Genomic DNA, 26,308 nt, shown 5'->3' with positions numbered 1-26,308 from the left:
GCGGTTCGTGCGCCGTCATACGCGCCGCTGCCGGTCGCCCCACCAGGCATCGCGCAGGCGGCGCTTGGCGATCTTGCCGTTGTCGTCGCGCGGCAGCGCTGTGGTGAACTCGATCTGGCGCGGGATCTTGAAGCCGGCAATCTGGCCGCGCAGCCACTCGATCACGGGCTCGGCCAGCAGGTCTTGGCGTTCGGTCTGGACCACCGCGACAAGGCGCTCGCCGTACTCGTCGTCGGGCACGCCAAAGACAGCGCAGTCGACCACATCGGGGTGTCGCAGCAGCGCATGTTCGATCTCGGCCGGGTAGATGTTCACGCCGCCCGAGATGACCATGTCCGATGCGCGGTCGCACACATACAGATAGCCGTCCGCGTCGAGGTAGCCCATGTCGCCGAGCGTAACGAGGCCATCGCGCTCGATCTTGCCGCGTGCTTCGTCGTTGCCGCGGTAGGTGAAATCGGGGTAGGCGGGTTGGTGGCTGTAGATCAGGCCGATCTCGCCGGTGGGGCAGGGCGTGCCGTCTTCGCGCAGGATGCGCACGCGCGCGTCGCACACCGGGCGGCCAGCGCTGCCGGGGCGGGCGGCGGCGTCGCGCGGGTCCATCACGGTGATCATGCCGGTCTCGCTCGATGCGTACGTTTCGTAGATGACGGGGCCGAGCCAGTCGATCATCTTGCGCTTGATCTCGGGCGCGCATGGGGCGCCGGTGGAGGCCACGAAGCGCAGTGAAGACAGGTCGTACCGGCTGCGTTCTTCGTCCGTCAACTTGAGCAGGCGCACATACATGATGGGCACGAGGTAGACGGTGTCGATGCGGTAGCGCTCGATCTGCTCCAGCACGCGCAGCGCGTCAAAGCGCGCGTTCAACACCAGCAGCTCCGCCATCTGCGCGGCTTGCTGAGCGAAGAGGCTCGGCGCGCTGTGATAGAGCGGCGCGGGCACCAGCGCACGGCAGCCCGGCACGATACCGAACGTGGCGGCCACCACGGCCCGTGCCTTCTGCAGATGCGCGTCGAGCTGATCGAGCGGCACGGACTGGCGCACGACACCCTTGGGCCGGCCGGTGGTGCCCGACGTATAGGCCATGTGCCCCCGCGGAGAAACCAGTGGCCCGTCGTACGGCGTCTGCAGCGCGAGCCAGTTGGCATAGCCGTCAGCGCGGTCGGTGCCTTCGGCATCCACGCGAAGCAGTTGCACGTGGGCCGGCAGCAGCGGTTCCACCGCATCCACGAGGTCGCGATGGCCGATCAACACCTTGGCGCCGGAATCGCGCACGAGAAACTCCACCTCGGCCGGCGTGAAGTGCCAGTTGATGGGGCAGAAGTAGCACCCGGCGATGCGGCAGGCGTGCATCACGTCGATGTAGGCGGGCGCATTGCGCAGCAGCACGCCGATCACGTCGCCCTCCTGCACGCCCATGCGGCGCAGGCCACCCGCAAGGGCGGAACCCCGAGCGAGCAGCGTATCGGCATCGGTCGGGCGATCGTCGAAGATCAGGCTGGCGGTCATGCGTGGCTCCTGGGGCAAGGTCGGGGTGTCTCGATTGAGCTGCGGCTCTTCACCGAGCATGCCGGACGAATCCACAGTGAACAATCCGCCTCGGAATCGTCACACTGGTGAATGCCATTGAACAACGAAGAGTCTTTTGTCGATCCGCGCCGGCGTGGCCATCCTCGCTCGGTGCGATCTCCCCTCCACATATCCCTTGCAGCTGTGGGGTCGAATGTGTAGCCTATGCCACAAAATTACACATTCCTATAAGAAGAAGTCGATTGAAGACGGGGGAAGGCGGGCGTTGACGGGCCGGCTGATCGCTCCTCTCACCTACGCCAATCCGATTGCCCGGCGTAATAAGGGCATCACCCGAAGGTAAGGGCCGATGGCCGGGCAGCCCTCACTGGGCGTGCTTCACGCATGCGCCAGACCGAGTTCGACGCGTTGCCGCACAACGGCCGTCAGCCGCAAGTGCTGACGCGTCAGGTGTTTCCGGACGCTGCTTCCGGCGGCGAATTGGCGCAGTGTGTCGAGCCATTCCGGGCCCCCACTTCAATGGCTTCCTTGTGGTTCATCCCCAACGGCGGACAGCCGCAGGCGGGATGTGGCCTTGCCGCGCGCCGTGCATGTCGTCGCGGGCATCGTTCTGAATGCGGTCACCCGCTAGGCTCCAAATGAGCGTGTCGAAAAAGTTGTCAAGCAGGCTCCTGGCTTGCTGTGTTGTCCTGGGTCTGTCCGGTTGCGGCGGAGGGGATGGAGGCAGCACGACCGGTGCGGCCTCTGTCGGGTCTACGGGGCCTGCAGTACCGGCGGCGCAGGGCTACTCCATTGGTGGTTCGGTGACGGGCCTATCCGGAACCTTGGTGCTCCAGAACAATGCGGGCGATGATCTCGCCATCGGCGCCAACGGCACGTTCACCTTTGCGACCAGCGTATCCAACGGCGCGGCGTATCACGTCACCGTATCGACGCAGCCGGCCACGCAGACGTGCACGGTGACCAATGGCGCCGGTACGGTTTCGGCCGCCAATGTCGGCAACGTGTCGGTGGTCTGTGCAACGAATGCATTCAAGGTTGGCGGTTCGGTTTCAGGGTTGAACGGCACCGTCGTCCTGCAGAACAATGGCACGGATAGCCTGAGCCGTTCCGCCAACGGCGCTTTCGCTTTTGCTACGCCGGTGGCAGAAGGCGGTGGATTCTCAGTCACGGTGCAGACCAATCCGGCTGGGCAGAGCTGCAGCATTGCCAACGGCGCCGGCTCCATGGGCGCGGGCGACATCAGCACCGTTGCGGTCACCTGCACGACCAACGCCTATACCGTGGGCGGAACGCTCTCGGGTTTGAGCAGCGGCACGGTCGTGCTCAAGAACAATGGCGGGGACAGCCTCTCGCGCAGCGTCAACGGCGCCTTCACGTTTCCATCGGCGGTGGCCTACGGCAATCCCTACGTCGTGACCGTATCGAGCCAGCCCGCCAATCTGAGCTGCCCGGTGGTGAATGGATCAGGAACCGTCAGCGGCAACGTGACGAACGTCTCCGTGTCCTGTTCGTGCGCGTCGGGGTATAGCGCTTGCAGTGGTGCATGCGTCGATACCGCAACGGATTCGAACAACTGCGGAGGTTGCGGCGTGGTCTGCCCCGCCAACTTCGCCTGCAGTTCCGGCGGCTGCGTTGCCGCAGCTTGCACGACGACTGCCGACTGTACAGGCGGGGATGTCTGCCTGGGCGGCACATGCCAGGCGCCCACCTGCACCGATGGCGTGCGCGATGGTCAGGAAACCGACGTGGATTGCGGGGGCGGAACCTGCACAACATGTGCGGTGGGCCAACATTGCGCCGCGCCGGGCGATTGTGGGTCGGGCGTGTGCACGTCGGGCACCTGCCAGGGGCCGACGTGTTTCGATGGCGTCAAGAACGGTGTTGAAACGGACGTGGATTGCGGTGGAGGCGGATCCTGCCAAAAGTGCGCCGCCGGCCAGACCTGCCTGGTTTCAAGCGACTGCCAGTCCGGCGTGTGCACGGCCGGGTTCTGCCACTGACCCGCGAGTCCTCCATCTACCTGCATGCAAGGAAAGACATGAAGTTCTGGTCAGCCATCTCCGTTTGCGTCGCCAGCGCGCTGCTCTCGTGCGCGGCCTATGCCGATGCGCCCATGACCCAGCAACAAGGCGAGGCCATCCTCAAGGAGTTGCGAGAGATCCACCAACTGTTGGCCCGCCAGGCCGCGCCCGCAGCCCCGGGCACTGCCGCGCCGGCACGCACGCTGTCCGTCAAGGCGCCGGCAACGCATGTGTTGGGTAAGGCGAATGCGCCGATCACGTTGGTCGCCTTTACCGATTTCCAGTGCCCGTACTGCGCGCGCTTTGAAGCCACCACGTTTCCCGAGCTCAAGAAGAAGTACATCGATACGGGCAAGATGCGCTACGTCTTGCGAGACGTCCCGCTCGACTTCCATCCTTTCGCGATCAACGCGGCGCAGTCGGTGCGCTGCGCGGGTGATCAGAACAAGTATTGGGAAATGAAGGATCTGGTGTTCAAGAACCAGAGCCGGATCGACACCGCTGCACTGGCGTCATACGCCCAAGACCTGGGGCTCGACGCCGGCCAGTATCAGAAGTGCATGGCGGACAACAAGTATCTTCCAGAGATCAACGCGGATAACCAGTACGCGCATTCCGTGGGCATTTCCGGCACCCCGTCGTTTGTGGTCGGCAGGGTGGTGGATGGCATGGTGCAGGGTCGGCTGATCGTCGGCGCGCAAGGTCTGAGTGTGTTCGAGCACGCGATCGAGGAGATGCTCGCCAAGCCGTGAGGCGGCGGGCAGCGCGCCAAGCGAGGCCCAGGCCGGCTTGTGCCCCTGGGCCGCCTTCAGGCACAATGCCCAACCTTGTGGAGATGGCATGCCTCCCTTAACCGCCGGTCTGCGGATCACGAAACCGGCTGATGATGCCTACAAGTTCCTGAACGAAGGAAGTTGTAGGCACACGCCCAAACGACGTTCTGTCGCTCAGGTTTGAGTTCTTCGAATCTGGTCATCATGAAGAAAATCCTTACACGCTCCGAGCCGCTGCTCATGTTCGGGTATCTGCTGCGCTGGCTCTCGCTGGGATCGCTCGTCGGCATGCTCGCTGGACTGGGCTCTGCGGTGTTGCTGCTGGCGCTGGATTGGGCGACCAACACGCGCACCGCCCACCCCTGGCTGCTGTGGTTTCTGCCCGTGGCGGGGCTTGCCGTCGGCTTGCTCTACCACTACATGGGGCGCTCGGTGGAAGGCGGCAACAACCTGCTGATCGACGAGATCCACGACCCCAAGCGTGTCGTGCCCAAGCGCATGGCGCCGCTCATCCTGCTGGGCACCGTTGTTACCCACATCTTTGGTGGTTCAGCGGGGCGCGAGGGCACGGCTGTCCAGATGGGCGGCAGCTTTGCGGATTATCTGACGCGGTTGTTTTCGCTGGCCCCGGCGGACCGGCGCATTCTGCTGATGGCGGGCATCAGCGCCGGTTTCGCATCGGTGTTCGGCACGCCGCTCGCCGGTGCCGTCTTCGGGCTGGAGGTGCTCGCGATCGGGCGTCTGCGTTATGACGCCATCCTGCCGTGCTTTATCGCGGCCATTGTGGGTGACCTGGTTCCGCCGCTGCTGGGCGTGCACCACACGCCGTACGCGATTCCTTTTGTGCCGCATCTCACGCCGGTCGCGATCGGCCTGGTGGTTGTGGCCGGCATCGTCTTCGGTGTGGCAGGGATGACGTTTGCGGCGCTCACGCACCGGCTCAGCCGACTGTTGAAGCATCACATTGCGTTTGGCCCGCTGCGCCCCGTGCTGGGCGGCAGCGTGGTCGTGGCTGCGGCCATGGCGCTGGGTACCGACAAGTACCTGGGCCTCGGCATTCCCGTCATCGTGGATGCTTTCCACAACCCGCTGCCGGCCTACGACTTTGCCGGCAAGGCGGCTTTCACCATCGTGACGCTGGCCTCGGGTTTCAAAGGGGGCGAAGTCACGCCCCTGTTTTACATCGGTGCCACGTTGGGCAATGCGCTCGGTTATGTGTTGCCGCTGCCGTTCCCGTTGCTGGCCGGCCTTGGGTTCGTTGCGGTGTTTGCGGGCGCCGCCAATACGCCCATCGCGTCGACCCTCATGGCGATGGAGCTTTTTGGCCCCGAAGTCGGCACGTTTGCCGGCATCGCGTGCGTGGTGAGCTATCTCTTCTCAGGCCACACCGGCATCTATCACGCGCAGCGCATCGGCCATGCGAAGCGCCCCGCCGGAGCGGCGACGGCAGAGCAAACCTCGGTTGAATCTGCGGGGCGCCCTTAGCCCGGAGGGGCGAGCTTAGCTTCAGGCAGCGCCTTCACGTCAAACACCGTAGACGCGTTCGCACAATGCCGCACTTGCACCAAGCTTGCGCGACAGGTCGGACGCGGCCTGCAATTGCTTCGTGACGAAATCGCCAGTGGTGCGCGCAGCTTCGAGCCGAGAGGCTGCGCCCGATAGCGTCAGCGCGGCCATGAACTTGTCGCCGGAGCCGAAGACGGGCGTGGCAAATGCCGCCGTGTGTTGGTCGCGCGCGCCGGAGGTGAACAGCGGCAACGCCGGTGCTTCGTCATACAACGCTTCACCCAGCCCCCAGTAGCGCAGCACGTGGCTGATGGCCGTATCGTCCAGCGGAAGAGACGTGCCGGGCAGGCGTGTCTCGCGCAGGCCTTCCGACGGTTCAGCGCGGAACAGGCATAGCCGCCGGCCGTGATCGATGACGTAGTACGATGCGCTCTCTTGCGTGGCTGCCGCCAGCGCGTGCAGCACCGGTTCCACCACGGAAGACAAGTGGAACGACTGCTCATAGAGCTTGCCGAGATACAGCAGGCGCGGCCCGAGCGAGTACGCACCAGACTCGGAGCGAATGACATAGCTCATGCGCTCCAGCGAGTTCATCAGCCGATACACCGTGGTCTTGTGCATGCCCGACGCCTGCGCCAGGGCCGCGAGTGACAGGGCTTCCGCCCCTGGCTTGAAGCAATCCAGCAAGGCCAGCGCCTTTTCTACTGCGGCAACGCCGTCATTCCCCATTCCCAACTCCCCGAACGCATGTACGGCAGGATTGTACTATGTACAACACTGTTGTATCTGGCGGAAGGGTAAACGCTACTGGATCGCTCCGCTCGCCCTGGCTATAGTGATTTCACTGAGTACACCATTGTTGTACAGAGTAAAACATCACAGTCTGAGGTAGGTTTTTCATGAGTACCCCTTCGCACACCCCTTCCGCCATCGTTCGCGATATCGAGCGCGTTTCGCCCGCGCTGGTCGACGCTGCTGCCCGCTTTCAGGCAGCCATCCTGGCCGACGTTGCCGGGCGCCGCGGCACCCTCAACGGCCGCGTCAAACCGCTCGCGCCGACGATGAAAGTGGTCGGCCCCGCCGTGACGGTTGAAGTTCGCCCGGGCGACAACCTTGCCATCCACGCCGCCATGGCCGTCGCCAAGCCCGGCGATGTGATCGTGGTGGACGGCAAGGGTGACCAGAGCTGCGCGCTGATCGGCGAGATCATGGCCACGCAGGCGCACGCCACGGGTATTGCCGGGTTTGTCATCGATGGCGCGGTGCGCGATTCGCACGAACTGGCCAACGGCACGTTCCCGATTTTTTCTGCGGGCCTGAACCCATGCGGGCCGACCAAGAGCGTGGCCGGCCGCGTGAACCTGCCGGTCTCAGCCGCCGGGGCGACGGTGCATCCGGGTGACCTGGTGGTGGGCGATGCGGATGGTGTGGTCGTCATCCCGCGTGCGGAGGTCGAGCGCATTCTCGTGCTCGCGCAAAAGAAGGTCGAGGCGGAAGCTGCCCGCATTGCTGCCATCCAGAAGGGCGACACGCGCCCGGGTTGGCTTGAGAAAGAACTGCGCGCTGCGGGCATGCTGGCTGAAGGCGAGGCACTGTAATGAGCACGACTGCAACCAAGCCGGTCTTGCTCGTCACGGCGGCTGATCTGGCACCCCAGGCGTTGGACATGCTGGGCGATTTCGAAGTCGTGTTTGCCGGCAAGCAGCCCACCGAAGACGACATCGTTGCCTTGTGCGCGCGGTACAAGCCGGTGGCAATCATCGTGCGCTATGGCAAGGTCAACGCGCGCATCATGGACGCGGCCGGCAACCTGCAGGTGCTTTCCAAGCACGGCAGCGGCATCGATGTCATCGATCAGGACGCCGCTGCGGCGCGTGGCATTGCGGTGCGTGCCGCGGCGGGTGCCAACGCCGCCGCCGTGGCCGAGCATGCGTGGGCGCTGATCCTGGCGTGTGCAAAGTCCGTCCCGCAGCTCGACGCGCGCATGCGCGCCGGACACTGGGACAAGGCGACGCACAAGTCGATCGAACTGGACGGCCGCACGCTCGGCCTGGTCGGCCTGGGTGCGATCGGCCGCCGGGCGGCTGCCATCGGGCTGGCGTTCGGTATGAATGTTCTCGCCTTCGATCCGTACGCCAAGGAGGCGCCGGCCGGCGTGAAGCTGACGAGCCTTGGTGAGTTGTACGTGCAGTCCGACGTGGTCTCGCTGCACTGCCCGTTGACCCCGGAGAACCGCAAGATGCTGAACCGCGACGCGTTCGACTGCTTCAAGCCCGGTGCGATTCTGGTCAACACGGCGCGTGGCGGCTTGATCGACGAACCGGCGCTGGTGGAAGCGCTGGCCAGTGGCCGGCTCCGTGCGGCCGGGCTCGATAGCTTCGACGTGGAGCCGATGACCACGCCACACCCGTTCCAGGGCGTTGCGAACATCATCCTGTCGCCGCATATCGGCGGCGTGAGCGATGCGGCCTACGTGAACATGGGCAAGGGCGCGGCGGCCAATGTGCTCGCGGTGATCGAGGAACGCTCGCGCACGGCGGCGTGATGTCCATGTTCCAGCTCTCGCCACCGGCGGTGCGTGAAGCTGAAGTCTTCACACGCATGCCAGCCAGGTTCCGCAAGCCCGATGTGCAGACGGAATGGGCGCGCGCCAATCGCGGCGGGCAAGCTACCGATTCCTTTCTCGAAGGGCCGGTGTGGAGCCCGGGCGGCCAAGGCCATCTGTACGTGACCGACATCCCGCATGGCCGCGTCTTCCGTATTTCGCCCGCAGGTGAGTGGGAGTTGGTGACCGAGTACGACGGCGAGCCCAACGGCATGAAGTTCGTCGACGATGCGCACCTGCTCATCACCGACTATCGCAACGGGCTGATGCTGCTCGACATCCAGCGCGGCGAAGTCACGCCCTATCTGGAGCGCCGCAACTCGGAACGCTTCAAGGGCGTGAATGATCTGACGTTCGATTCGCGCGGCAACCTGTACTTCACTGATCAGGGGCAGACCGGGCTGCATGACCCGACCGGGCGCGTCTATCGCCTGTCGGTGGAGGGCAAGCTCGACATGCTCCTCGGCAATTGCCCCAGCCCGAACGGGCTTGTGCTGTCGCCCGACGAGAAGGTGCTGTACGTCGCCATGACGCGCGGCAACTGCGTATGGCGTGTGCCGTTGCAGGCGGATGGCTCGGTCAGCAAGGTCGGACAGTTCTTCACATCGCACGGCCCGAGCGGCCCCGATGGTTTGACGATCGATACGGCGGGGCGGCTGTTCGTGGCCAACCCCGGACTCGGCCGCGCATGGGTGCTCAACCACCGTGCCGAGCCCGAGGTGATTGTGACCAGCCCCGAAGGTGCATCGCTCACGAACTTGTGCTTCGGCGGCCCCGAAATGAAGACGCTTTTCATGACCGAATCGGTGTCCGGCACGGTGCTCAAAACCGAGATGGACATCGCCGGCCCGCTGCCGCATCGGGCAAAACAGACAAAGCCCACGCCCTAGCTCATCGATACGCAACCCCTAGCGCTCATAGAAGCGCGATGGAGGAGACCATGCAAATGTCCCAGACCTTGAGTGCCACCACGCCACCGCACGGCGCGGATGTGCGCGCCGCCGCCACGCTGCCCGATGCCGACTACCACGCGAGCGAACGCACGCTGGCCAAGGCATTCCGCCGCATCCTGCCGTTCATCTTTGCCTGCTATGTGATCAGCTATCTCGATCGCACCAACGTAGGGTTTGCCGCGCTCACCATGAACAAGGACATTGGCCTGACGGCCGAGCAGTTCGGGTTCGGGGCGGGGCTGTTCTTCATCGGCTATTTCCTGTTCGAGATCCCCAGCAACCTCATCATGCAGAAGGTGGGCGCGCGCATCTGGATCGCGCGGATCATGATCACGTGGGGCCTGTTCTCGATGGCCACGGCATTTGTGGTCGGGCCCAAAAGCTTTGCGGCAGCGCGCTTTCTGCTGGGTCTTGCCGAAGCGGGCTTCACGCCAGGCATCTACCTGTACTTCACGCACTGGTTTCCAGGCAAATGGCGCGCCAAGGTGACGGCGGCATTCCTGGTGGGGATTCCGGTGGCGAACATGATCGGCTCGCCGATATCGGGTGCGTTGCTGGAGCTCGGTGGCCTGCATGGGCTGCGCAGCTGGCAATGGCTGTTGCTGATCGAAGGGCTGCCGGCGGTGCTGCTTGGTATCGCGTGCCTGTTCGTTCTGGCAGACCGGCCGGAAAAGGCCACCTGGCTCAGCGACGATGAAAAGGCCGCGGTCGCGCGCCGCCTCGCCATGGAGCAACGCGACATCGCCAGCAAACACGGCACGACCCTGCGCGATGCAATGACCAACTGGCGTGTCTTCGTGCTGGCGTTCATCAACTTCTGCGGCATCGTCGGCTCCATCGGCGTGGGGCTCTGGATGCCGCAGATCATCAAGCAGTTTGGTGTCGAGCACGCGGTGGTCGGCTGGCTGACGGCCATTCCGTACGCGATCGGGGCGGGGGTCATGCTGTGGTGGGCCCGCGTGGCGAACCGCGCGCAGAACCGCATCCCCTATGTGGCCGGTGCGCTGGTGGTTGCAGCGGTCGCGCTGGCGGCCAGCACCGCCGTTGATGTACCGGCACTCAAGCTGACGGCGCTGTGCTTGACGGTAAGCGGCATCCTGGCGTTCCAGGCTACGTACTGGGCGATTCCCTCCAGCTTCCTCACGGGCCGCGCGGCCGCGGGCGGCCTGGCGCTGATCGTTTCCGTGGGCAATCTTGGCGGCTTTGTCGGCCCGTCGATGATCGGTGCCATCAAGCAGTTCTCGCATGGCTTTACTGCGCCGCTGCTGGCGGTGTCGGCCGTGCTGCTCATCGGTGCGTTGTCCATCGCTTGGCTGGGCGACCCCGGCGCCGATGCCGGTGAAGCCATAACCCGCTGATCGAGCGATCGCAGTACCTTTCTTCCTAGACATTCAAACAGCGCCGCGCAACACACGACGGCGCCAGGAGACACACATGCAAGTGACGGGCAGTACCGGTGTCACCGAGATCGAGCAGCGGACCCTACGCAAGGTGGTCTGGCGGCTCGTGCCATTTCTCATGCTCTGCTACCTGCTGGCCTTCATCGACCGCGGCAACGTAGGCATGGCCTCGCTGCAGATGAATCATGACCTCGGACTGTCAGCCCGTGTGTTCGGGTTTGGCAGCAGCCTGTTCTTTGTGTCGTACTTCTTCTTCGAGGTACCGAGCAACCTGGCGCTGCAACGCTACGGCGCGCGCATCTGGATTGCGCGGATCATGATCACGTGGGGGCTGATCTCTGCCGCGACGGCACTGGTGCAAGGCCCGGCATCGTTCTATGCGCTGCGCTTCCTGCTGGGTGCGGCGGAGGCCGGGTTCTTTCCCGGCGTGCTGCTGTATCTGTCGTACTGGATTCCGGCAACGCACCGCGCCCGCATTGTGGCGACGTTCATGGTGGCGATTCCGGCGGCAAGCTTCATCGGCTCGCCCATCTCGGCTGCGCTGCTGCAGATGGATGGGTTTGCCGGCCTGCGCGGCTGGCATTGGCTGTTCATCCTCGAAGGCATTCCGACGGTGCTGCTTGGCATCGCCTGCCTGCGCCTGCTGACCAATCGGCCGGAAGAAGCCAAGTGGCTGTCGAGTGAGGAGCGCCAGTGGCTCACGAATACGCTGGCTGGCGAAGCGCGCGGGCCCAAGAAGGTTGCGCAGATGCCGCTGGCGAAGCTGTTCTGCAATCGCTATGTGCTGTGCCTCGCGCTGGTGGACGTGTGTGCGTCGGCTGCCGGCAGCACGCTGTCGGTGTGGCAGCCGCAGCTCCTCAAATCTTTCGGGTTGACCGTCATGCAGACGGGGCTGCTCAACTCGGTGCCGTATGCCGTGGCTTCGGTGCTGATGGTGTTCTGGGGACGCCGCTCGGATCGTCTGAAGGAGCGCCGCTGGCACACCGCCATTCCGATGCTGCTGATCGGCCTCGGCCTGTTTGGCACATCGCTGAGCGGGTCTCTCGTGCCCACCATGGTGATGCTGTGCGCGGTGCTGGTGGGGGCCTATTCGTTCAAGGGACCTTTCTGGGCGCTGGCCTCCGGCATGCTCTCGAACAGTGCGGCTGCTGCGGGGCTGGCCACCATCAACGCGATTGCCAACCTCATTGGCGGCGGCCTGATGGTGAACGTGTACGGCTGGGTCAAGCAGGCCACCGGCAGCTACGCGTTGGCGCTGATGCCGTTGGCGCTGCTGACGCTGGTGAGCGTGACGACGCTGCTGCTGTTGAGCCGCTCGACGCCGGAAGCGCCGGTACTGAACAAGACGGAGACCGCCTGACGATGCGCGCACTCAGCAGAAGGCAGTTCCTGCAGATGGCAGGTGCCGGTGCCGTGGCGGCGGCCGTTCCCGCGCGCTCTGGGGCGGCGGAAGAGTCGTGGTCCAGCGGCAGCAAGCCGCCGACGTTCAACTTGCCGGCCGGTGCGGTGGATTGCCACATGCACATCTACGATGACCGATTCCCCAGTGCCCCAGGCACCACGCTACGGCCGCCCAACGCGAGCATCGAGCAGTACCGCAAGGTGCAGGCACGTTTGGGCGTGCAGCGCAACGTGGTCGTCACGCCGTCGACATACGGAACGGACAACCGCTGCACGTTGGATGCGCTGAAGCGTTTCGGGCCGAATGCGCGCGGTGTCGCGGTGATCGATACCTCCGTGACGGATGCCCAGCTTGCGGAGATGCACGCAGCAGGTGTGCGGGCCATCCGCTTCAATCTGAGCTATCCGGGCGCCACTACCGTCGAGATGCTGGCGCCGCTGGCGTCTCGCATCGGCGCACTTGGGTGGCATATCGAGCTTGTCGTGCAAGGCGCGAAGCTACCCGCGCTGGAGTCGCATCTGCTTGCGCTGCCATGTCCGCTCGTGATCGATCACATTGCGCATGTCCCGCAACCAGGCGGCATGCAGTCCGACGCCATGCGCACAGCGCAACGCCTGGTCGACAAGGGAAACACGTGGATCACGCTGTCCGGTCCGTACGTCGATACCAAGACCGGTGCACCGGCCTATGCCGACGTAGAGCCCGTTGCCAAGGCATTCATCAACATGGCGCCCGAGCGGATGCTCTGGGGCACTGACTGGCCGCATCCGACCGAGAAGGCGCACAAGCCCGACGATGCCGCGCTGCTCGACACGATTGCCGCGTGGATCGGACGTGCGGATTGGCAACAGATGATCTTTGTCGCCAATCCGGTGAAGCTTTACGGCTTCGGTTGACTGATCCCTGTTCGGCTCAGCAGCCTCCGTTCGGTCAAATCGCCCGGGCCGCCGTCACCGCACGCGGCTGGGCCAGCATGTCCGGTTGCAGAATCTCGTCCAGCGCCTCGCGGCTGAGCAGGCGCTTGTCCAGCACGAGCTGATACACGCTGGTGCCGCTGACAAGCGCCTCCTGCGCAATCGCTGTCGCATTCGCATATCCAATGTGCGGATTGAGCGCGGTGACGATGCCGATCGAGTGTTCCACGTTGGCACGCAGGTGCGCTTCGTTGGCGGTAATGCCGTCGACGCACTTTTCCGCCAGCGTCAGGCAGCCGTTGCGCAGGTGCGAGACGCTCTTGAACAGGCTGTGCGCAATGATGGGCTCGAAGGCGTTGAGCTGAAGCTGCCCGGCCTCAGCGGCAAAGGTGACGGTCAGGTCATTGCCGATCACCTCGAAGGCAATCTGATTGACGACTTCCGGAATCACCGGGTTCACCTTGCCGGGCATGATGCTCGACCCCGCTTGCATGGGCGGCAGGTTGATCTCGCCCAGCCCCGCGCGCGGGCCGCTGGAGAGCAGCCGCAGATCATTGCAGGTCTTCGACAGCTTGACCGCCGTCCGCTTGAGCACGCCCGAGAGCTGAACGAACGCGCCCACATCCTGCGTGGCCTCCACCAGGTTGTGCGACGTCACCAGCGGAATGCCCGTGATTCGTGCCAGATGCCGGCAGACAGCGGCCGCATAGTCCGGATGCGTATTGATGCCCGTGCCGATGGCCGTGGCGCCCAGGTTGATCTCGCGCATCAGTGCGGCGGCTTCGGCCAGCCGTTCCTGGTCTTCACCCAGCATGACGGCATAGGCGCTGAACTCCTGGCCGAGTGTCATCGGTACGGCGTCCTGGAGCTGCGTGCGGCCCATCTTGAGCACACCGCGGAATGCCTCGGCTTTGCGCTCGAACGCTTGCCGCAACACGCCCATGGCATCGATCAGGGCCAGGACGCCCTCGTGCGCGGCAATCCGCAGCGCGGTCGGGTAGACGTCGTTCGTGCTCTGGCTCAGGTTGACGTGTTCGTTCGGGTGCAGGTGCTGGTAGTCGCCGCGCGCGTGGCCAAGAGACTCCAGCGCCAGGTTGGCAATGACCTCGTTGGCGTTCATGTTGGTGGACGTGCCTGCGCCACCCTGGATGACATCGACGACGAAATGTGCGTGGGCCTCGCCCGCCCGCACACGCTCGCATGCGTGGACGATTGCGTTGGCATGCAGGCTGTCGAGCAGCCCCAGCTCGTGATTGGCCAGCGCCGCGGCAGCCTTCACGCTGGCCAGTGCATTGAGCAATTGCGGATAGACAGAAATGGGGGTGCCGGTAATCGGAAAGTTTTCCAGCGCGCGCAGCGTGTGGACGCCGTAGTAGGCATTGTCGGGGATTTCGCGGTCGCCGAGCAGGTCGTGTTCGATACGGTGGGTCATGTCGTTTGCAATGAAGCGTTGGAATGCGATGGAGAAGAGTGGGCGAGGGCGCGCGCAACGCAGTGCCGCGCCAGGACATCGGTCGGGTCGATCAGCGTGACGAGCCGGCCTGGCGACGTGTTGACGCTGGCGTGCGGCAACAGCAGCGGCAGTTCCGTGCAGCCGAGGATCACCACCTCGACGCCGCTCGCAGCCAGCTCATCGATGGTGGCCATCAGGTCGTCAACGCAGGCGCCTGTGGTGAATCCTGCTTTCACGCCCTGCGGGCCATAGATGGCGTTCATCACACGGGCTTGCCGCTCGGAGCTGGGCACCACTTGTTCAAGGCCCGCCGCCTCCAGCGCCTTGCGGTATACGCCGCTGGCCACGGTGCCAGAGGTCGCCAGCAGGCCGACCTTTCGCAAGGCCGGAAGCGTGCTGCGGATATGCTCGGCCGTCACGGTCAGCATGTTGACGATCGGGATGCCGAGATACGGCTGTACGCGTTCAACGTACGCATGTGCCGTGTTGCACGGAATGGCGATGATGTCGGCGTCACCCGCCTCCAGCTTGCGGCACGTGGCGTACAGCGAGATGGTCGGGTCCGGCCCTTCACCGATGAGGTTTTCGGTGCGGTCGGGAATCTGCGGGTTTTGCTCGACCAGCAGCTTGATGTGGTCCTGATCGCGCGTGGCCGGCGTGTTGCGCACGATCTTCTGCATGAAGTCGACCGTAGCGGCGGGCCCCACGCCGCCCACCACACCCACCTTGAACAGCTTGCCGGGCGCATCGTGTTGCCCCGACACCACGTACTGCGCGTAGGCTAGGTTCGAATCGACGATGGGCACGCCAAGGGGCCCAAGCTCGCCGAGCACCAGGGCGATCTCGGTCAGCCCGGGCAGGATCAGGTCGACACGCTGGTCAACAAGATCCGCGCAGGCGTCGCCCAACAGCCCGATGGGGCGCCCCCGCAGGTTGCCGCTCTTGATTCCGTCAGGGGCGTACACCGCTTCGGTCACGCGATCGATGCCGTCAACGCGCGGGTGGACGACGTCGAACTCCGGCGCATTGAAGTAGTGCTCGAACAAACGCTTGCTGCGCGTGGTGTCCGAAGCGAGTACCCCGATGCGGCGCGCGGCCGGAAACTTGCGCCGCACGTGGCTACGCAGCCCCGCCATCATGTCGATGATCGGCAACGGCGAATTGGCGGTCAGTTCGTCAATGAAGGTGTGGCTCAAAAAGCAGGGCAGCACCACCGCCCCGATGCCGCGCCGCTGGAAGTCGCGGATCAGGTCGAAGATGTAGAGCTTGCGCTCCGTGGTGGCTGCCGTCGTGTGGCCTGCCTGAGAAAACGGATGCTGCTCGAACACGATGTCGAGGTGCTCCGCATCGGTGCTGGCCGGGGTGGACTGGATCAGCTTGAAGAACACGTCTGCGCTGGCCAGCGCCCCCAGCCCACCGATCACGCCCAGCGAGCGACGCGCGTGCGGTGTTGTCATTTCACTTCGCCCGAAATGCCCGAAACGCCCGGAATGTTGGAGAGGCCGTCGAAACCTGGCGTTTGCTCACGCGCGGCCCGGCGTGCTTCCCACTTGGCGATGGCCGTGGTGGCGATGCTGTTGCCGACCACGTTGGTGGCGGTGCGGCCCATGTCCAGGATCTGATCGATGGCCAGGATCAGCACCACGCCCGAGGGCGGCAGATGGAACATCGGCGCCACCGCTGCCACCACCACCACCGAGCCGCGTGCCACGCCTGCCATGCCCTTGCTGCTGAGCATCAGCACCAACAGCATGAGGATCTGCTGCGACAGCGGCATCTCTACGCCAAACGCCTGTGCGATGAAGAGGGCAGCAAACGTCTGATACATCATCGAGCCATCAAGGTTGAACGCGTAGCCCAGCGGCAGCGTGAAACCGACGACCTTCTTGTCGACGCCAAAGGCCTCGAGCTTTTCGGTCAGGCGCGGGTAGGCGGCTTCGCTGCTGGCGGTGGAGAACGCCAGCATGGCCGGCTCGCGAATCGCCTTGAGCAGTGCCCACGTCTGGCGCCCCAGGAAGATGCGGCCGATGCCGATCAGGATGGTCAGCAGCAGCGCCAGCCCCAGGTAGAAGCTGCCGACCAGCTTGCCGTAAGTCGCCAGCACATCCAGCCCATGCAGCGTAATGGCCGAGGCAATGGCGCCGAACACACCGATGGGCGCCAGCGCCATGACGTAGTCGGTCAGCTTGAGCATGGCCGGCACGAGGGCATCGATGGCGCGCGACAGCGGCGCGACACGTTCGTCGCCCTTGAGCACGCCCAGCACCACGCCAAAGAACACCGAGAACACCAGGATCTGCAGGATGTCGTTGCGTGCCATGGCATCCAGCACGCTGGTGGGGAACGCGTGGGTGATGAAATCCTTGAAGTTCAGGCCGGCGGTGTTCAGACCGGTGGCAACGTCCGCCGCGTTTGGCGTCATGTTCAGACCCGCCCCCGGCTGCAGCACGTTGGCCAGCACCAGCCCGAGCGCCAACGAGATGAGCGACGCGCAAAGAAACCACGCGACCGACCGCAAACCGATGCGGCGTACGGCCTGCGTGCCGTCCATGCCGGCCAGGCCCGACACCAGCGTGGCGAATACCAGCGGCGCGATGATCATCTTGATCAGCCGCAGGAAGATGTCCGTGATGATGGAGAAATAGCCGGCGATGGCTTTGGCGGCATTGGCGTCGGGTGCGAGCTTGTGGCACGCATAACCCACGGCGATGCCCAGCAGCATGCCTGCCAGGATGGTTGCGGTAAGGCGATTCTTTTTCATGGTGCTCCGTCCAGTGAGGTCTCTTGCCGGAATCGGAGAACACCGAATCCGTGGCCTTTCGCACGACGCCGGCCGGTTATTCGGCTCGGCTTTCATTGCGTGGACGGAGTGTAGGAACGGCAGCGTGCGTTGTGATGCGGCTCCCGCAAGGGCTCATGCGAGCGCCGCATAGTTCGGGTAAACGAGCAAACGGCCCGCCAAGGCAGGTTCAGGGCAGGCTGAGGTGGCGCCAGAGTTTTTCCAGCAGCTCGTTGCGCGTGTACTGGTTGCGATACACACGCAGGTCCAAATCGAGCGACCACGTCGGGCCGCCGGCCGGCACCAATACGCCGGCGGCAAGTTCCGCCTCGATCGAACTTTTTGGCAGCCACGCAATGCCTTCACCGGCAAGCAGCATCTTCTTGAGCATTTCGGCCATGTCGGATTCATAGTCGAGCCGGAGGAACGGTTGCGCATCCGCCTGGCTCAACAGCAACGCCAGGCAACGGCCAAAGTAGCTCGTGGGGGTGTAAGAGATGAGCGGCAGGGGCCGGTTGGCCGTGCCGGGCAGGCGGTGCATCGGCCCTAGCCGCGCGTTGGGCTTGCTGACCGGCATGAAGGTGTCGCGCCCGACTGTCAAGCTGGGGTACTTGATCGGGTCAAGATGCAGCGGCAGGCTGGGGTGGTCGTACGCGAACATCAGATCGCAGGTGCCGTTGACCAGCATGAGCACCGAGTCGTGCACATTGCCCGGAATGATGCGCGCGCGCAGGTTGCCGATGTGCTTGCCGACCGTCGCCAGCCAGGCGGGCAGGCAGTTCAATGAGATGGTGTGACCCGCTGCAATCTGCAGCCCCGGCCCGGGCATGCGGTGCTCGGAGCGAATGATGGCGCGTGTGTCGATCAGCTTGCTCAGCACGTCATCCGCTGCCTCTTCAAACAGGCGGCCCGCTGCCGTCAATGTGGGCGGATAGGTGCTGCGATCCACCAGCTCGGCGCCCACCCACTGCTCAAGCGCCTGGATACGCCGGCTGAAGCCGGATTGGGTGACATTGCGGATTTCCGCCGCCCGCGAAAAGCTCTGGTGCTGCGTGAGGGCAATAAAGTCCTCGATCCATTTGACTTCCATGTCCCCTCCAGCGCGGTGCGTTCAATGCTGTGGAGGCTATCCGTTCGGCTCACGCCAGATGGCACGTGTTTACCCTAGGTATGCGATATCCGCATGACCATATGCGGCGTCCGCATCGTGCCGTTTCACGCATAACCAAAGGCAAAAACGGTCGTTCCTCCAACCGCAGGGCTGGCCATATGCTCGCCGGACCCACCTTCCGGAGACGCACCATGACGCACCCGTCCTTGAGCACCGCCCCCGCCTGGAAACTCGACACCGTGGCTGTCCATGGCGGCTACAGCGCAGACCCGACCACCCGCGCGGTGGCGGTACCGATCTACCAGACCGTTGCGTTTGCGTTTGACGATACACAGCATGGCGCCGATCTGTTCGACCTGAAGGTGCCGGGCAACATCTACTCGCGCATCATGAACCCGACCAACGATGTGCTGGAGAAGCGCATTGCCGCGCTCGAAGGCGGCATCGGGGCGCTGGCGCTGGCGTCGGGGCAGGCGGCCGTCACGTATGCGATCCAGACGATTGCGGAAGCGGGCGACAACATCGTCTCGGCCAGCACGCTGTACGGCGGCACCTACAACCTGTTTGCGCACACGCTGCCGCAGTCGGGCATCACCACGCGGTTTGCCGATCCGCGTGACCCTGCATCGTTCGAAGCGCTGATCGACGACCGCACCAAGGCCATCTTTGCCGAGACGGTCGGTAACCCACTGGGCAACATCACCGACATTGCCGCGCTGGCCGAGATCGCACACCGCCACGGCGTGCCGCTCATCGTCGACAACACCGTGCCGACACCGTATCTGACGCGGCCCTTCGAGCACGGCGCCGACATCGTTGTGCATTCGCTGACGAAGTATCTGGGTGGCCACGGCACAAGCCTGGGCGGCGCGATCGTCGATTCCGGCAAGTTTCCGTGGGCCAAGCACAAGGCGCGCTTCAAGCGCCTGAACGAACCGGACGTGAGCTACCACGGCGTCGTCTATACGGAAGCCCTGGGCGACGCGGCGTACATTGGCCGCGCCCGCGTGGTGCCGCTGCGCAATACCGGCGCAGCGCTGTCGCCGTTCAACGCGTTCCTGATCCTGCAGGGCATCGAAACGCTGGGCCTGCGCATCGACCGCATCACGCAGAACGCCGCGCACATCGCACGGCATCTGCGCGGCCACGCCAAGGTGGAGTGGGTCAACCATGCCAGCCTGGAGGATCATCCCGACCACGCGCTCGTGCGCAAGTACCTCTCGGGCAAGGCACCGGGGTTGCTCACGTTTGGCGTGAAGGGCGGTTTTGCCGCCGGTGCGCGCTTTCAGGATGCGCTGCAGTTGTTTACGCGGCTGGTGAACATTGGCGACGCGAAGTCGTTGGCTACGCACCCGGCGTCGACCACGCATCGGCAGCTCTCGGAAGCCGAGCTGGCCAAGGCGGGCGTGCGGCAGGAGACGATCCGGTTGTCGATCGGCATCGAACATATCGACGACCTGCTCGCCGATCTGGATCAGGCGCTGGCGTTGGCCTGATCGGGCGCAGAACCGCGCTGGTTCACGGCTGCGCCGGCCGCTCCGGATACGCCTGCCGCAGCGCCTGCGCCAGCGCGTCATGCAAGCGCGCGCCGAGCGCTGTCAGAACGTGGCGGTCCCGCGTGAGCAGCGAGATGACGCGCTCGGGCATCGGCTGATCGGTCTCGATAAAGTCGATCGTCTGACGGATGATGGGCGAGCGCGTCGATTCGCTCGACAGCAGGAGCAGTGCGTCCGATTTCCAGCACAGCTCGAGCAGCAGCGTCATGGAATTGCACTCGACCACGCGTTCGGGCGGTGCGAGACCGGCATCGGCAAACAGTCGGTACAGCGGCGAGTGCTCGTCAGCAAGCGAATCAGGGGCCAGCCACTCTTCTTGCTGCAAGGCATGCAGAGGCTGGTGGCCGCGCAACGGGTGGCCCTTGCGTACGCCGATCAGCGTCTGCGCACGGCAGACCACGGTGTGGTCGAACCCGCGTTCGCCCGTCTGCAACTGAGACGTCAGCGCAAAGTCGATGGCGCCCTCGCGCAGCAGTTCCAGCAATTGGCCCGGACGTGCCTCCAGGATGCGCAACCGCGCTTTGGGAAATTCGCGCCGGAATGTCACGAGGCAGTCAGCCACCGGCCCGATGAGCGCGGTGACGGGGGTGACGCCCACCGTCAATTCGCTCGTCACCGCCCCTTTCATGTCTTCCAGGTCTTCTCGTGCGCGCTTGACGCTTTCGTTGATCAAGCGTGCATGCCCGACCAGGCGCTGGCCATACGGCGTAAGCCGGATGCCCTTGCTGGAGCGTACGAACAGCGTTGCGCCCACACTGGTTTCCAGCTCCTTGATGGCCTTGCTGAGCGCGGGCTGCGTGATGTGAAGCAGGCGCGAAGCCTCCTGGATGCTGCCCGTCTCGGCGACGGTAACCAGTGCACGTAGCTGGTTGAGCTTCATAGGTGTCCTTGATACACGGCGCAGCGAAGAGTTGGCATGCCGCACCGCCAGCCAGCAACTGTACTGCGGAATCTTGCTGGGGCGGCCGTTGGGCTAGCGGGGCAGGCTCGGATGCGCGCTCCCGCCATAGCCAACAGCTATAGCCATGAAAAAAAGCGAGAGGCGGAATCGGCCCGACAGCTCCTACTATTGCCCTTCAATCCAGCGCACTGCGGGACGCTCATAGAAGCCCGCCCGACTGGAGGAGACATCAAGATGGATGCCCAGATTGCCGTGCCCGCTGGCGCCCCGCGCCAAGGCACCACCACCGCCACCCCGCATTCGAGCCGCGCTGTCGTTGCCGCCGCCATCGGCAACGGGCTCGAAATGTACGACTTCACGGTCTATAGCTTCTTTGCCGCCACCATCGGGCGATTGTTCTTTCCGTCGAGCAGCCCGCTGGCATCGTTGCTGTTGTCATTCGCCACGTTTGGTGCGGGCTTTGTCATGCGCCCGCTGGGCGCCGTGCTGATTGGCAACATGGCCGATCGGCGTGGCCGCAAGGCAGCACTCACATTGACGATTGCATTGATGACGGCCGGCACCGCGCTGATCGCCTTCACGCCCAGCCACGCGACGATCGGCGTGACGGCAACGGTGCTGGTGGTGCTCGGGCGCTTGCTGCAGGGGCTGTCGGCCGGTGGGGAAATCGGCGCGGCGTCGGCACTGCTGCTGGAATCGGCCAGCAAGGGCCGGCGTTGCTTCCTGGTGAGCTGGCAGGCTGCCACGCAGGGTGCGGCGGCACTGCTCGGCGCGTTGAGTGCGGCCGGTGTGAGCGCCGTGCTCAGCCCCGAGGCACTGCAGAGCTGGGGATGGCGGCTGCCGTTCTTGCTGGGCTTGCTGATCGCGCCGGTTGGCATGTATATCCGCCGGCATCTGAAAGAGACGCACGAGGCCGCCCCGCACGGCAGTGTGGTCGACGTGCTTCGCCAGCATGCGCGCACGCTGGTGCTGGGCATGCTGCTGATGACGGGGGCCACTGCGTCCATGTACATCCTGATCTTCTACATGCCCACGTATCTGATCCACTCGTTGCACATGCCGCCGGTCACGGCATTTCTCACGGCCTGCGTGGCGGGGGCAACCATGCTGGTCATGTCGCCGCTGTTTGGTCTGATTGCCGACCGCCTGCCGACACGCAAGCCGATGCTGTATGTCGCGTCTGCGGTCAGCCTGTCGTGCACGTACCCGGGCTTCGTGCTGCTGTCTTCCGGCGCGGGGTTGGCTCTCACCATGGGGTTGATCGCGTTGGGCGTGACGATCATGGCGGTCAGCAATGGCGCGGGCGCGGCGCTGCTGATGGAAGCCTTCCCGCGCCAGCATCGCGCGACCGGCATGTCGGTGATGTACAGCTTGGGGGTGACCCTGTTCGGCGGTTTTGCGCCGCTGATCGTTACGTGGTTGCTGGGCGTGACCGGCAACCCGATGGCACCGGCCTGGTATCTGCTGGCCAGCAGCGCAATCAGCCTGGCCGCGCTCACGCTGTTCCCGACGTATCCCGGCCGCGATTGAGATTGACGTCGCGCCATCGTTGCCCCCACCCAGTTCGCCTCTGACATCGCACCATGTACCTCGATCCGAATTCGCCCAGCATTCCCCAGGCCCTGCACGTGGGCGCTGACCGCTTTGCCGAACTGCGTCATCGCATCCATGCCAATCCGGAATTGGGTGCCGATGTGCCGCACACCTCCCAGCTCGTCGCCGGCCTGCTGCGTGAATGGGGCTATGACGTACACAGCGTCGGCGGCCACGGCCTGGTGGGGCAATTGAAGGTGGGCAACGGTACGCGCACGATCGGCCTGCGCGCCGACATGGATGCGTTGCCCATGCAGGAGCGCACAGGCTTGCCCTACGCCAGCCAGGTGGCCGGTCGCATGCACGCGTGTGGCCACGATGGCCATACCGCCACGTTGCTTGCCGCCGCCGAGCACCTGGCAGCCACGCGCAACTTCAACGGTACCCTGAACCTCATTTTCCAGCCCGATGAAGAGGGCCTGACTGGTGCCGTCGCCATGATGGAGGATGGCCTGTTCGAGCGCTTCCCCTGCGATGGCATCTACGCTTTCCACAACGCGCCTGGCTTGCCGCTGGGCGCGGCCGTGGTGCAGAGCGGCCCGCTGGGCGGTTCGTCAGATCGCGTGACCGTGACTTTCAGCGGGCGCGGCGGCCATGGTGCTATGCCTAACCTGGCCGTCGACCCGACGCTGGCTTTGGCGGCGACGGTGGTGGCGCTGCAGGGCATCGTCTCGCGCAACGTGGCGCCCGTGGATGCGGCCGTCATCAGCGTTGGGCAGATGCAGGCTGGGACGACTCACAACATCATCCCCGAAACGGCCATGCTCAAGTTGAGCGTGCGCGCCACCAAGCCGGAGGTGCGTGAGCTGCTGGAGACGCGCATCCGCGAGGTCATTACGCACCAGGCCGCATCTTATGGCGTGCGCGCGGAGATCGTCTACGAGCGGTTGGTGCCGGCCATCTGCAATACACCCGAGCAGACCGCCATCGCACGCCGTGCCGTGGCGAGCGTGCTGGGCGATGAGCGTGTCATCCAGGTGCCGCCGTCCTCGCAGATGGGCAGTGAAGATTTTGCCTGGATGCTGGAGAAGCGCCCTGGCTGCTACTTCGCGCTGGGCAACGGTTTGGGCGGCCAGTGGGTCGGCTGCTCGTTGCACAACGACGGCTACGATTTCAACGACAAGCTGATCCCGATCGGGGCGGCGTGCTGGGTGGCGCTGGTGGAGGATCAGTTGCGCGCAGAGGGCTGACGCGCGGGGGTGCGACGGCACCGCCGTGACTTCCGTGCTGATCGATGCAAAACGCCCCGCGTGGAGGCGGGGCGTCCTGTGCTACCGGGCGATGACGATCAGCGCGCCACGGGCTTGGCGTACTGGATCGGAACGTCCACCCGCGCCTGCGGCAGCGTCTTCTTGAGTTGCGCGCGCGCGTTCACAGCATCCTGGAACGAAGCAAAGCGCAGGGTGCTGATGTTCAGGTGCCCGTAATACTCCGCCGACACGGGCGTTGCCGGCAGGCCGCTCACGGCCTGGCGCACGCTGTCGACCGACACCTGCGAGACGACCACCTCGTTGCGGCTCTCGCCCACCACGCCACGCTCATTGACCACCTGCGTGACGGCTGAGGATGCCGCGCCCGCTGCCTTGGTGCGCGTGCCGCTGGAGAGCACCTTGAACGACTGCGATTCGATCTGCACCGTCGGTGCGCTTGCGTATTGCGTCAGCTCCTGCGTGCTCAGGTGTTTGCCCACCGTCAGGTCGGCCGCCTGGCACGCCGAAGCCATCGAGAGGAGCGCCGTCAGCGCCACGGTCTTCATCTGGGTTGTATTGATCATGTTGAATGGTCTCCGAACGGGCTCACTTGGCAGCAATCACGCGGTACTCCACGGCCAGCGGCGTGGCGAGGGTCACGGTGTGGGTACCGCCCTGGGGCTGGTATGTCGAGCAGGCGTTGGTCGGCACGCCGCTTACGGCATAGACCTCCCACGTGCCGGCTGCGTTCTCGCCATAGAAGGCGTAGCTGCCCAGGCCGTACTTGTTCACGGTATCGACGCCGTTGTTGTAATAGCCGTTGTACGGCAGGGACAACGCCGACACCGTGCCCGAGGGCGACTTCACAAAGAAGCCGACACTGCCCACGCACACCGAGCCCGATACGCGCAGTTGCAGGGCGTCGACCTTGTCGGTGCCCGACACGTTGAACTGGCCGAGCTTCTGCACTGCGCCGTAGTTGAGTTGGTTCACGTTGGCAAAGGCCGCCGCGAAGTCCGGCACTGACAGAGCGGCCGGCTTGTAGGTGACAGTGGCCTTGGCCATCTTCACCGCCGCTGATGCATCGACCAGCCCGAAGCCGTACCAAGTGGAGTACACATAGCCGGCGGCGTTGGTCTGCCAGCCATAGTCCAGGCGTGCGGTGGTCGCGCCATCAGTCAGCGCAGCACTGGTGTCGCCAGTGGCGGCGCCCGTAAGCAAGTCGATTCGCGCGTTGCGGCCGTCACGGCTGCCATAGTCGGTGTCGATCTTGCGTGCGGTGGCGCGCAGGATTTCGCGAACATCGCGCCACGTCAGATTCGGGTTGGCCGCCAGCATCAGCGCGACCACGCCGGACAGCGTGGGCGTGGCCGCCGATGTGCCGTTCATGCTCGAGTAGTCGCACTTCGCGTTGTCTTTCAGGTTGGTGTCGGTGCCTGCAATCGCAAAGTCATAGGTATCGTCCGGATTGGCTCGGCTGTAGCCGCGTGCGCAACCGCTGAGGTCGGTGGAGAAAATCTTTGGGCCGCTGCCCGTTTCACCATATTTGCCGCCGTTGCCGTATTCGCCGCCCAAGCCTGTGATCCAGTTGACCGATCCGGCGTTGGAGTAGCTCGACTTGATGCCCTGCGCGTTTGCCGCGCCGACCACGATCACGCCAGGCTCCAGCGCTTCCGGATCATTGGCGGGATTCTCGCAGCCGATCATGCCGGCGGTGCTGCCCACGGTCGGGCATGTGCGGGGCGGAACGCTGACGCCGTCGTTGATGTATTCGTATTCATTGCCCGACGCCTTGAGCATGACCAGCCCGCGGCCGCCACGCAGGTTCGGGAAGGCGCGCACCGCTGCCTGTGTCGAGGTAGACGTGTCGTACTCCAGCGGTGCCTGCGGGTTTGCGCCGTACGAGGCATTGATGATGTGGCCGTTCTTCGACCAGTCTGCGCCGCCGTAGGCTGCGGTGATGTCGGGGTTCGCCGCGCCGATGAAGCGCGCCCCGCCCAGTGTCGCGCGCGGAGCGATCCCCATGACGCCCTTGCCGTTCTGCGCCGCGGCGATGATGCCGGCCACGTTGGTGCCATGCGCGTCTTTGATGTTCGCGGGAATGTCTGCCGGTGTCGGATCGTTCGAACCATCGTCGAAGTTGTGCGTCATGTCCGAGTTGGCATTGGCGAACAGATCTTCGTTGTGCACGTCGATGCCGTCGTCCAGCACGAGCACGTTCACGCCCTGGCCCTTGACGCCGGCCTTGTGCGCGTCTTCCACGTCGATGTCGGTCGTGCCGTTGGCCACCAGGCCGAACGCCGCGAAGAAGCTGGTTGCCTGCTTGAGCGCCCATTGGTAGGCGTACAGCGGCTCGGTGCTGCCGGTCTGGCAGGCGTACTTGGCATCGACGCCGGTTTCCGCGCAGGTGGATGCGGGCGGCGTGTTGCCGCCAGTGTTGCCGCCGTTGCTGGCGGTGTTGCTTCCCGAGTCCCCACCGCCGCACGCGGCCAGGGCCACGGTGGCGAACAGCGTCAAGGCAAGCGATTTTCCCGTAATGTCTTTCACGAGACCCCCGTTTTGTCGTTGTGTGTTGTGCAAAGCGCGGGATGTCCGCACCGCTTTGACCTGTTCGACGA

21 protein-coding genes and 1 riboswitch are annotated in these 26,308 nt (G+C 64.7%); of the genes, 12 read left to right on the top strand and 9 right to left on the bottom strand.

The features are described from left to right. Window positions 1-15: 15 nt before the first annotated feature. Window positions 16-1,509: an acyl-CoA synthetase gene (locus DOD19_RS23840; protein WP_112188532.1), complete on the bottom strand. Its 1,494-nt coding sequence runs from the start codon at window positions 1,507-1,509 to the stop codon at window positions 16-18. A gap of 848 nt (window positions 1,510-2,357) precedes the next feature. Here DOD19_RS23840 and DOD19_RS23835 point away from each other — a divergent pair. From DOD19_RS23835 to DOD19_RS23825, 3 genes are all read left to right on the top strand, one after another. Further along, on the top strand, window positions 2,358-3,533 hold the full coding sequence (locus DOD19_RS23835) for a hypothetical protein (protein ID WP_162634453.1): 1,176 nt from the start codon (window positions 2,358-2,360) through the stop codon (window positions 3,531-3,533). Between the two features lie 38 nt (window positions 3,534-3,571). Beyond that, window positions 3,572-4,306, top strand: coding sequence for a DsbA family protein (locus tag DOD19_RS23830; protein ID WP_112188528.1), 735 nt, complete (start codon window positions 3,572-3,574; stop codon window positions 4,304-4,306). A 70-nt stretch (window positions 4,307-4,376) separates the two neighbouring features. Then, window positions 4,377-4,454, top strand: a riboswitch (Fluoride riboswitch). Between the two features lie 77 nt (window positions 4,455-4,531). Beyond that, window positions 4,532-5,812: a voltage-gated chloride channel family protein gene (locus DOD19_RS23825; RefSeq protein WP_112188525.1), complete on the top strand. Its 1,281-nt coding sequence runs from the start codon at window positions 4,532-4,534 to the stop codon at window positions 5,810-5,812. Window positions 5,813-5,851: 39 nt separating this feature from the next. Here DOD19_RS23825 and DOD19_RS23820 read toward each other — a convergent pair whose 3' ends face one another. Continuing rightward, entirely contained in the window at window positions 5,852-6,562 is a 711-nt protein-coding gene (locus DOD19_RS23820; RefSeq protein WP_112188523.1) for a helix-turn-helix domain-containing protein, read from the bottom strand. Between the two features lie 170 nt (window positions 6,563-6,732). On the opposite strand from DOD19_RS23820, the gene DOD19_RS23815 reads away from it, so the two are divergent. The 6 genes from DOD19_RS23815 (at window position 6,733) to DOD19_RS23790 (ending at window position 13,089) form a co-directional block, all read left to right on the top strand. Then, a complete protein-coding gene (locus tag DOD19_RS23815) occupies window positions 6,733-7,431 on the top strand; it encodes a diguanylate cyclase (RefSeq protein ID WP_024978322.1) in 699 nt (232 codons plus the stop codon). Further along, window positions 7,431-8,378 carry a hydroxyacid dehydrogenase gene (locus tag DOD19_RS23810; RefSeq protein ID WP_112188521.1) on the top strand — a complete coding sequence of 316 codons (948 nt, stop codon included), beginning with the start codon at window positions 7,431-7,433 and terminating at the stop codon, window positions 8,376-8,378. The genes DOD19_RS23815 and DOD19_RS23810 overlap by 1 nt, the downstream gene beginning before the upstream one ends. Before the next feature lie 5 nt (window positions 8,379-8,383). Then, window positions 8,384-9,328: an SMP-30/gluconolactonase/LRE family protein gene (locus DOD19_RS23805; RefSeq protein WP_112188954.1), complete on the top strand. Its 945-nt coding sequence runs from the start codon at window positions 8,384-8,386 to the stop codon at window positions 9,326-9,328. A gap of 56 nt (window positions 9,329-9,384) precedes the next feature. Further along, window positions 9,385-10,749, top strand: coding sequence for an MFS transporter (locus DOD19_RS23800; protein ID WP_112188520.1), 1,365 nt, complete (start codon window positions 9,385-9,387; stop codon window positions 10,747-10,749). 76 nt (window positions 10,750-10,825) lie between these two features. Beyond that, window positions 10,826-12,151, top strand: a complete 1,326-nt coding sequence (locus tag DOD19_RS23795) for an MFS transporter (RefSeq protein WP_112188518.1) — start codon at window positions 10,826-10,828, stop codon at window positions 12,149-12,151. Window positions 12,152-12,153: 2 nt separating this feature from the next. After that, complete coding sequence (locus DOD19_RS23790; protein ID WP_112188516.1) at window positions 12,154-13,089, top strand: amidohydrolase family protein; 936 nt, start codon at window positions 12,154-12,156, stop codon at window positions 13,087-13,089. 34 nt (window positions 13,090-13,123) lie between these two features. Here DOD19_RS23790 and aspA read toward each other — a convergent pair whose 3' ends face one another. From aspA to DOD19_RS23770, 4 genes are all read right to left on the bottom strand, one after another. After that, a complete protein-coding gene (gene aspA, locus DOD19_RS23785; protein WP_112188513.1) occupies window positions 13,124-14,539 on the bottom strand; it encodes an aspartate ammonia-lyase in 1,416 nt (471 codons plus the stop codon). Continuing rightward, entirely contained in the window at window positions 14,536-16,017 is a 1,482-nt protein-coding gene (locus DOD19_RS23780) for an amino acid racemase (RefSeq protein ID WP_112188511.1), read from the bottom strand. The genes aspA and DOD19_RS23780 overlap by 4 nt, the downstream gene beginning before the upstream one ends. Further along, entirely contained in the window at window positions 16,014-17,321 is a 1,308-nt protein-coding gene (locus tag DOD19_RS23775) for a dicarboxylate/amino acid:cation symporter (RefSeq protein ID WP_024978330.1), read from the bottom strand. The genes DOD19_RS23780 and DOD19_RS23775 overlap by 4 nt, the downstream gene beginning before the upstream one ends. Window positions 17,322-17,529: 208 nt before the next feature. After that, window positions 17,530-18,429, bottom strand: coding sequence for a LysR substrate-binding domain-containing protein (locus DOD19_RS23770; protein WP_024978331.1), 900 nt, complete (start codon window positions 18,427-18,429; stop codon window positions 17,530-17,532). Window positions 18,430-18,641: 212 nt separating this feature from the next. Here DOD19_RS23770 and DOD19_RS23765 point away from each other — a divergent pair, with 212 nt between their 5' ends. Next, a complete protein-coding gene (locus tag DOD19_RS23765) occupies window positions 18,642-19,946 on the top strand; it encodes an aminotransferase class I/II-fold pyridoxal phosphate-dependent enzyme (RefSeq protein ID WP_024978332.1) in 1,305 nt (434 codons plus the stop codon). A gap of 22 nt (window positions 19,947-19,968) precedes the next feature. Here DOD19_RS23765 and DOD19_RS23760 read toward each other — a convergent pair whose 3' ends face one another. Continuing rightward, entirely contained in the window at window positions 19,969-20,886 is a 918-nt protein-coding gene (locus DOD19_RS23760) for a LysR family transcriptional regulator (protein WP_024978333.1), read from the bottom strand. Window positions 20,887-21,141: 255 nt separating this feature from the next. On the opposite strand from DOD19_RS23760, the gene DOD19_RS23755 reads away from it, so the two are divergent. Both DOD19_RS23755 and DOD19_RS23750 read left to right on the top strand, forming a co-directional pair. Next, entirely contained in the window at window positions 21,142-22,437 is a 1,296-nt protein-coding gene (locus DOD19_RS23755) for an MFS transporter (protein WP_024978334.1), read from the top strand. A gap of 53 nt (window positions 22,438-22,490) precedes the next feature. Continuing rightward, entirely contained in the window at window positions 22,491-23,690 is a 1,200-nt protein-coding gene (locus DOD19_RS23750) for a M20 aminoacylase family protein (protein WP_112188509.1), read from the top strand. Window positions 23,691-23,788: 98 nt separating this feature from the next. On the opposite strand, the gene DOD19_RS23745 is transcribed toward DOD19_RS23750, so the two are convergent. Next, window positions 23,789-24,274, bottom strand: coding sequence for a hypothetical protein (locus tag DOD19_RS23745; RefSeq protein ID WP_112188507.1), 486 nt, complete (start codon window positions 24,272-24,274; stop codon window positions 23,789-23,791). A 22-nt stretch (window positions 24,275-24,296) separates the two neighbouring features. Then, window positions 24,297-26,237, bottom strand: coding sequence for a S8 family serine peptidase (locus tag DOD19_RS23740; protein ID WP_112188505.1), 1,941 nt, complete (start codon window positions 26,235-26,237; stop codon window positions 24,297-24,299). Between the last annotated feature and the right edge of the window lie 71 nt (window positions 26,238-26,308).

It is taken from the genome of Ralstonia sp. GX3-BWBA (assembly GCF_003290055.1).
Classification (GTDB): Bacteria; Pseudomonadota; Gammaproteobacteria; order Burkholderiales; family Burkholderiaceae; genus Ralstonia; species Ralstonia holmesii.
This window is presented reverse-complemented; position numbering and strand designations above follow the sequence as displayed.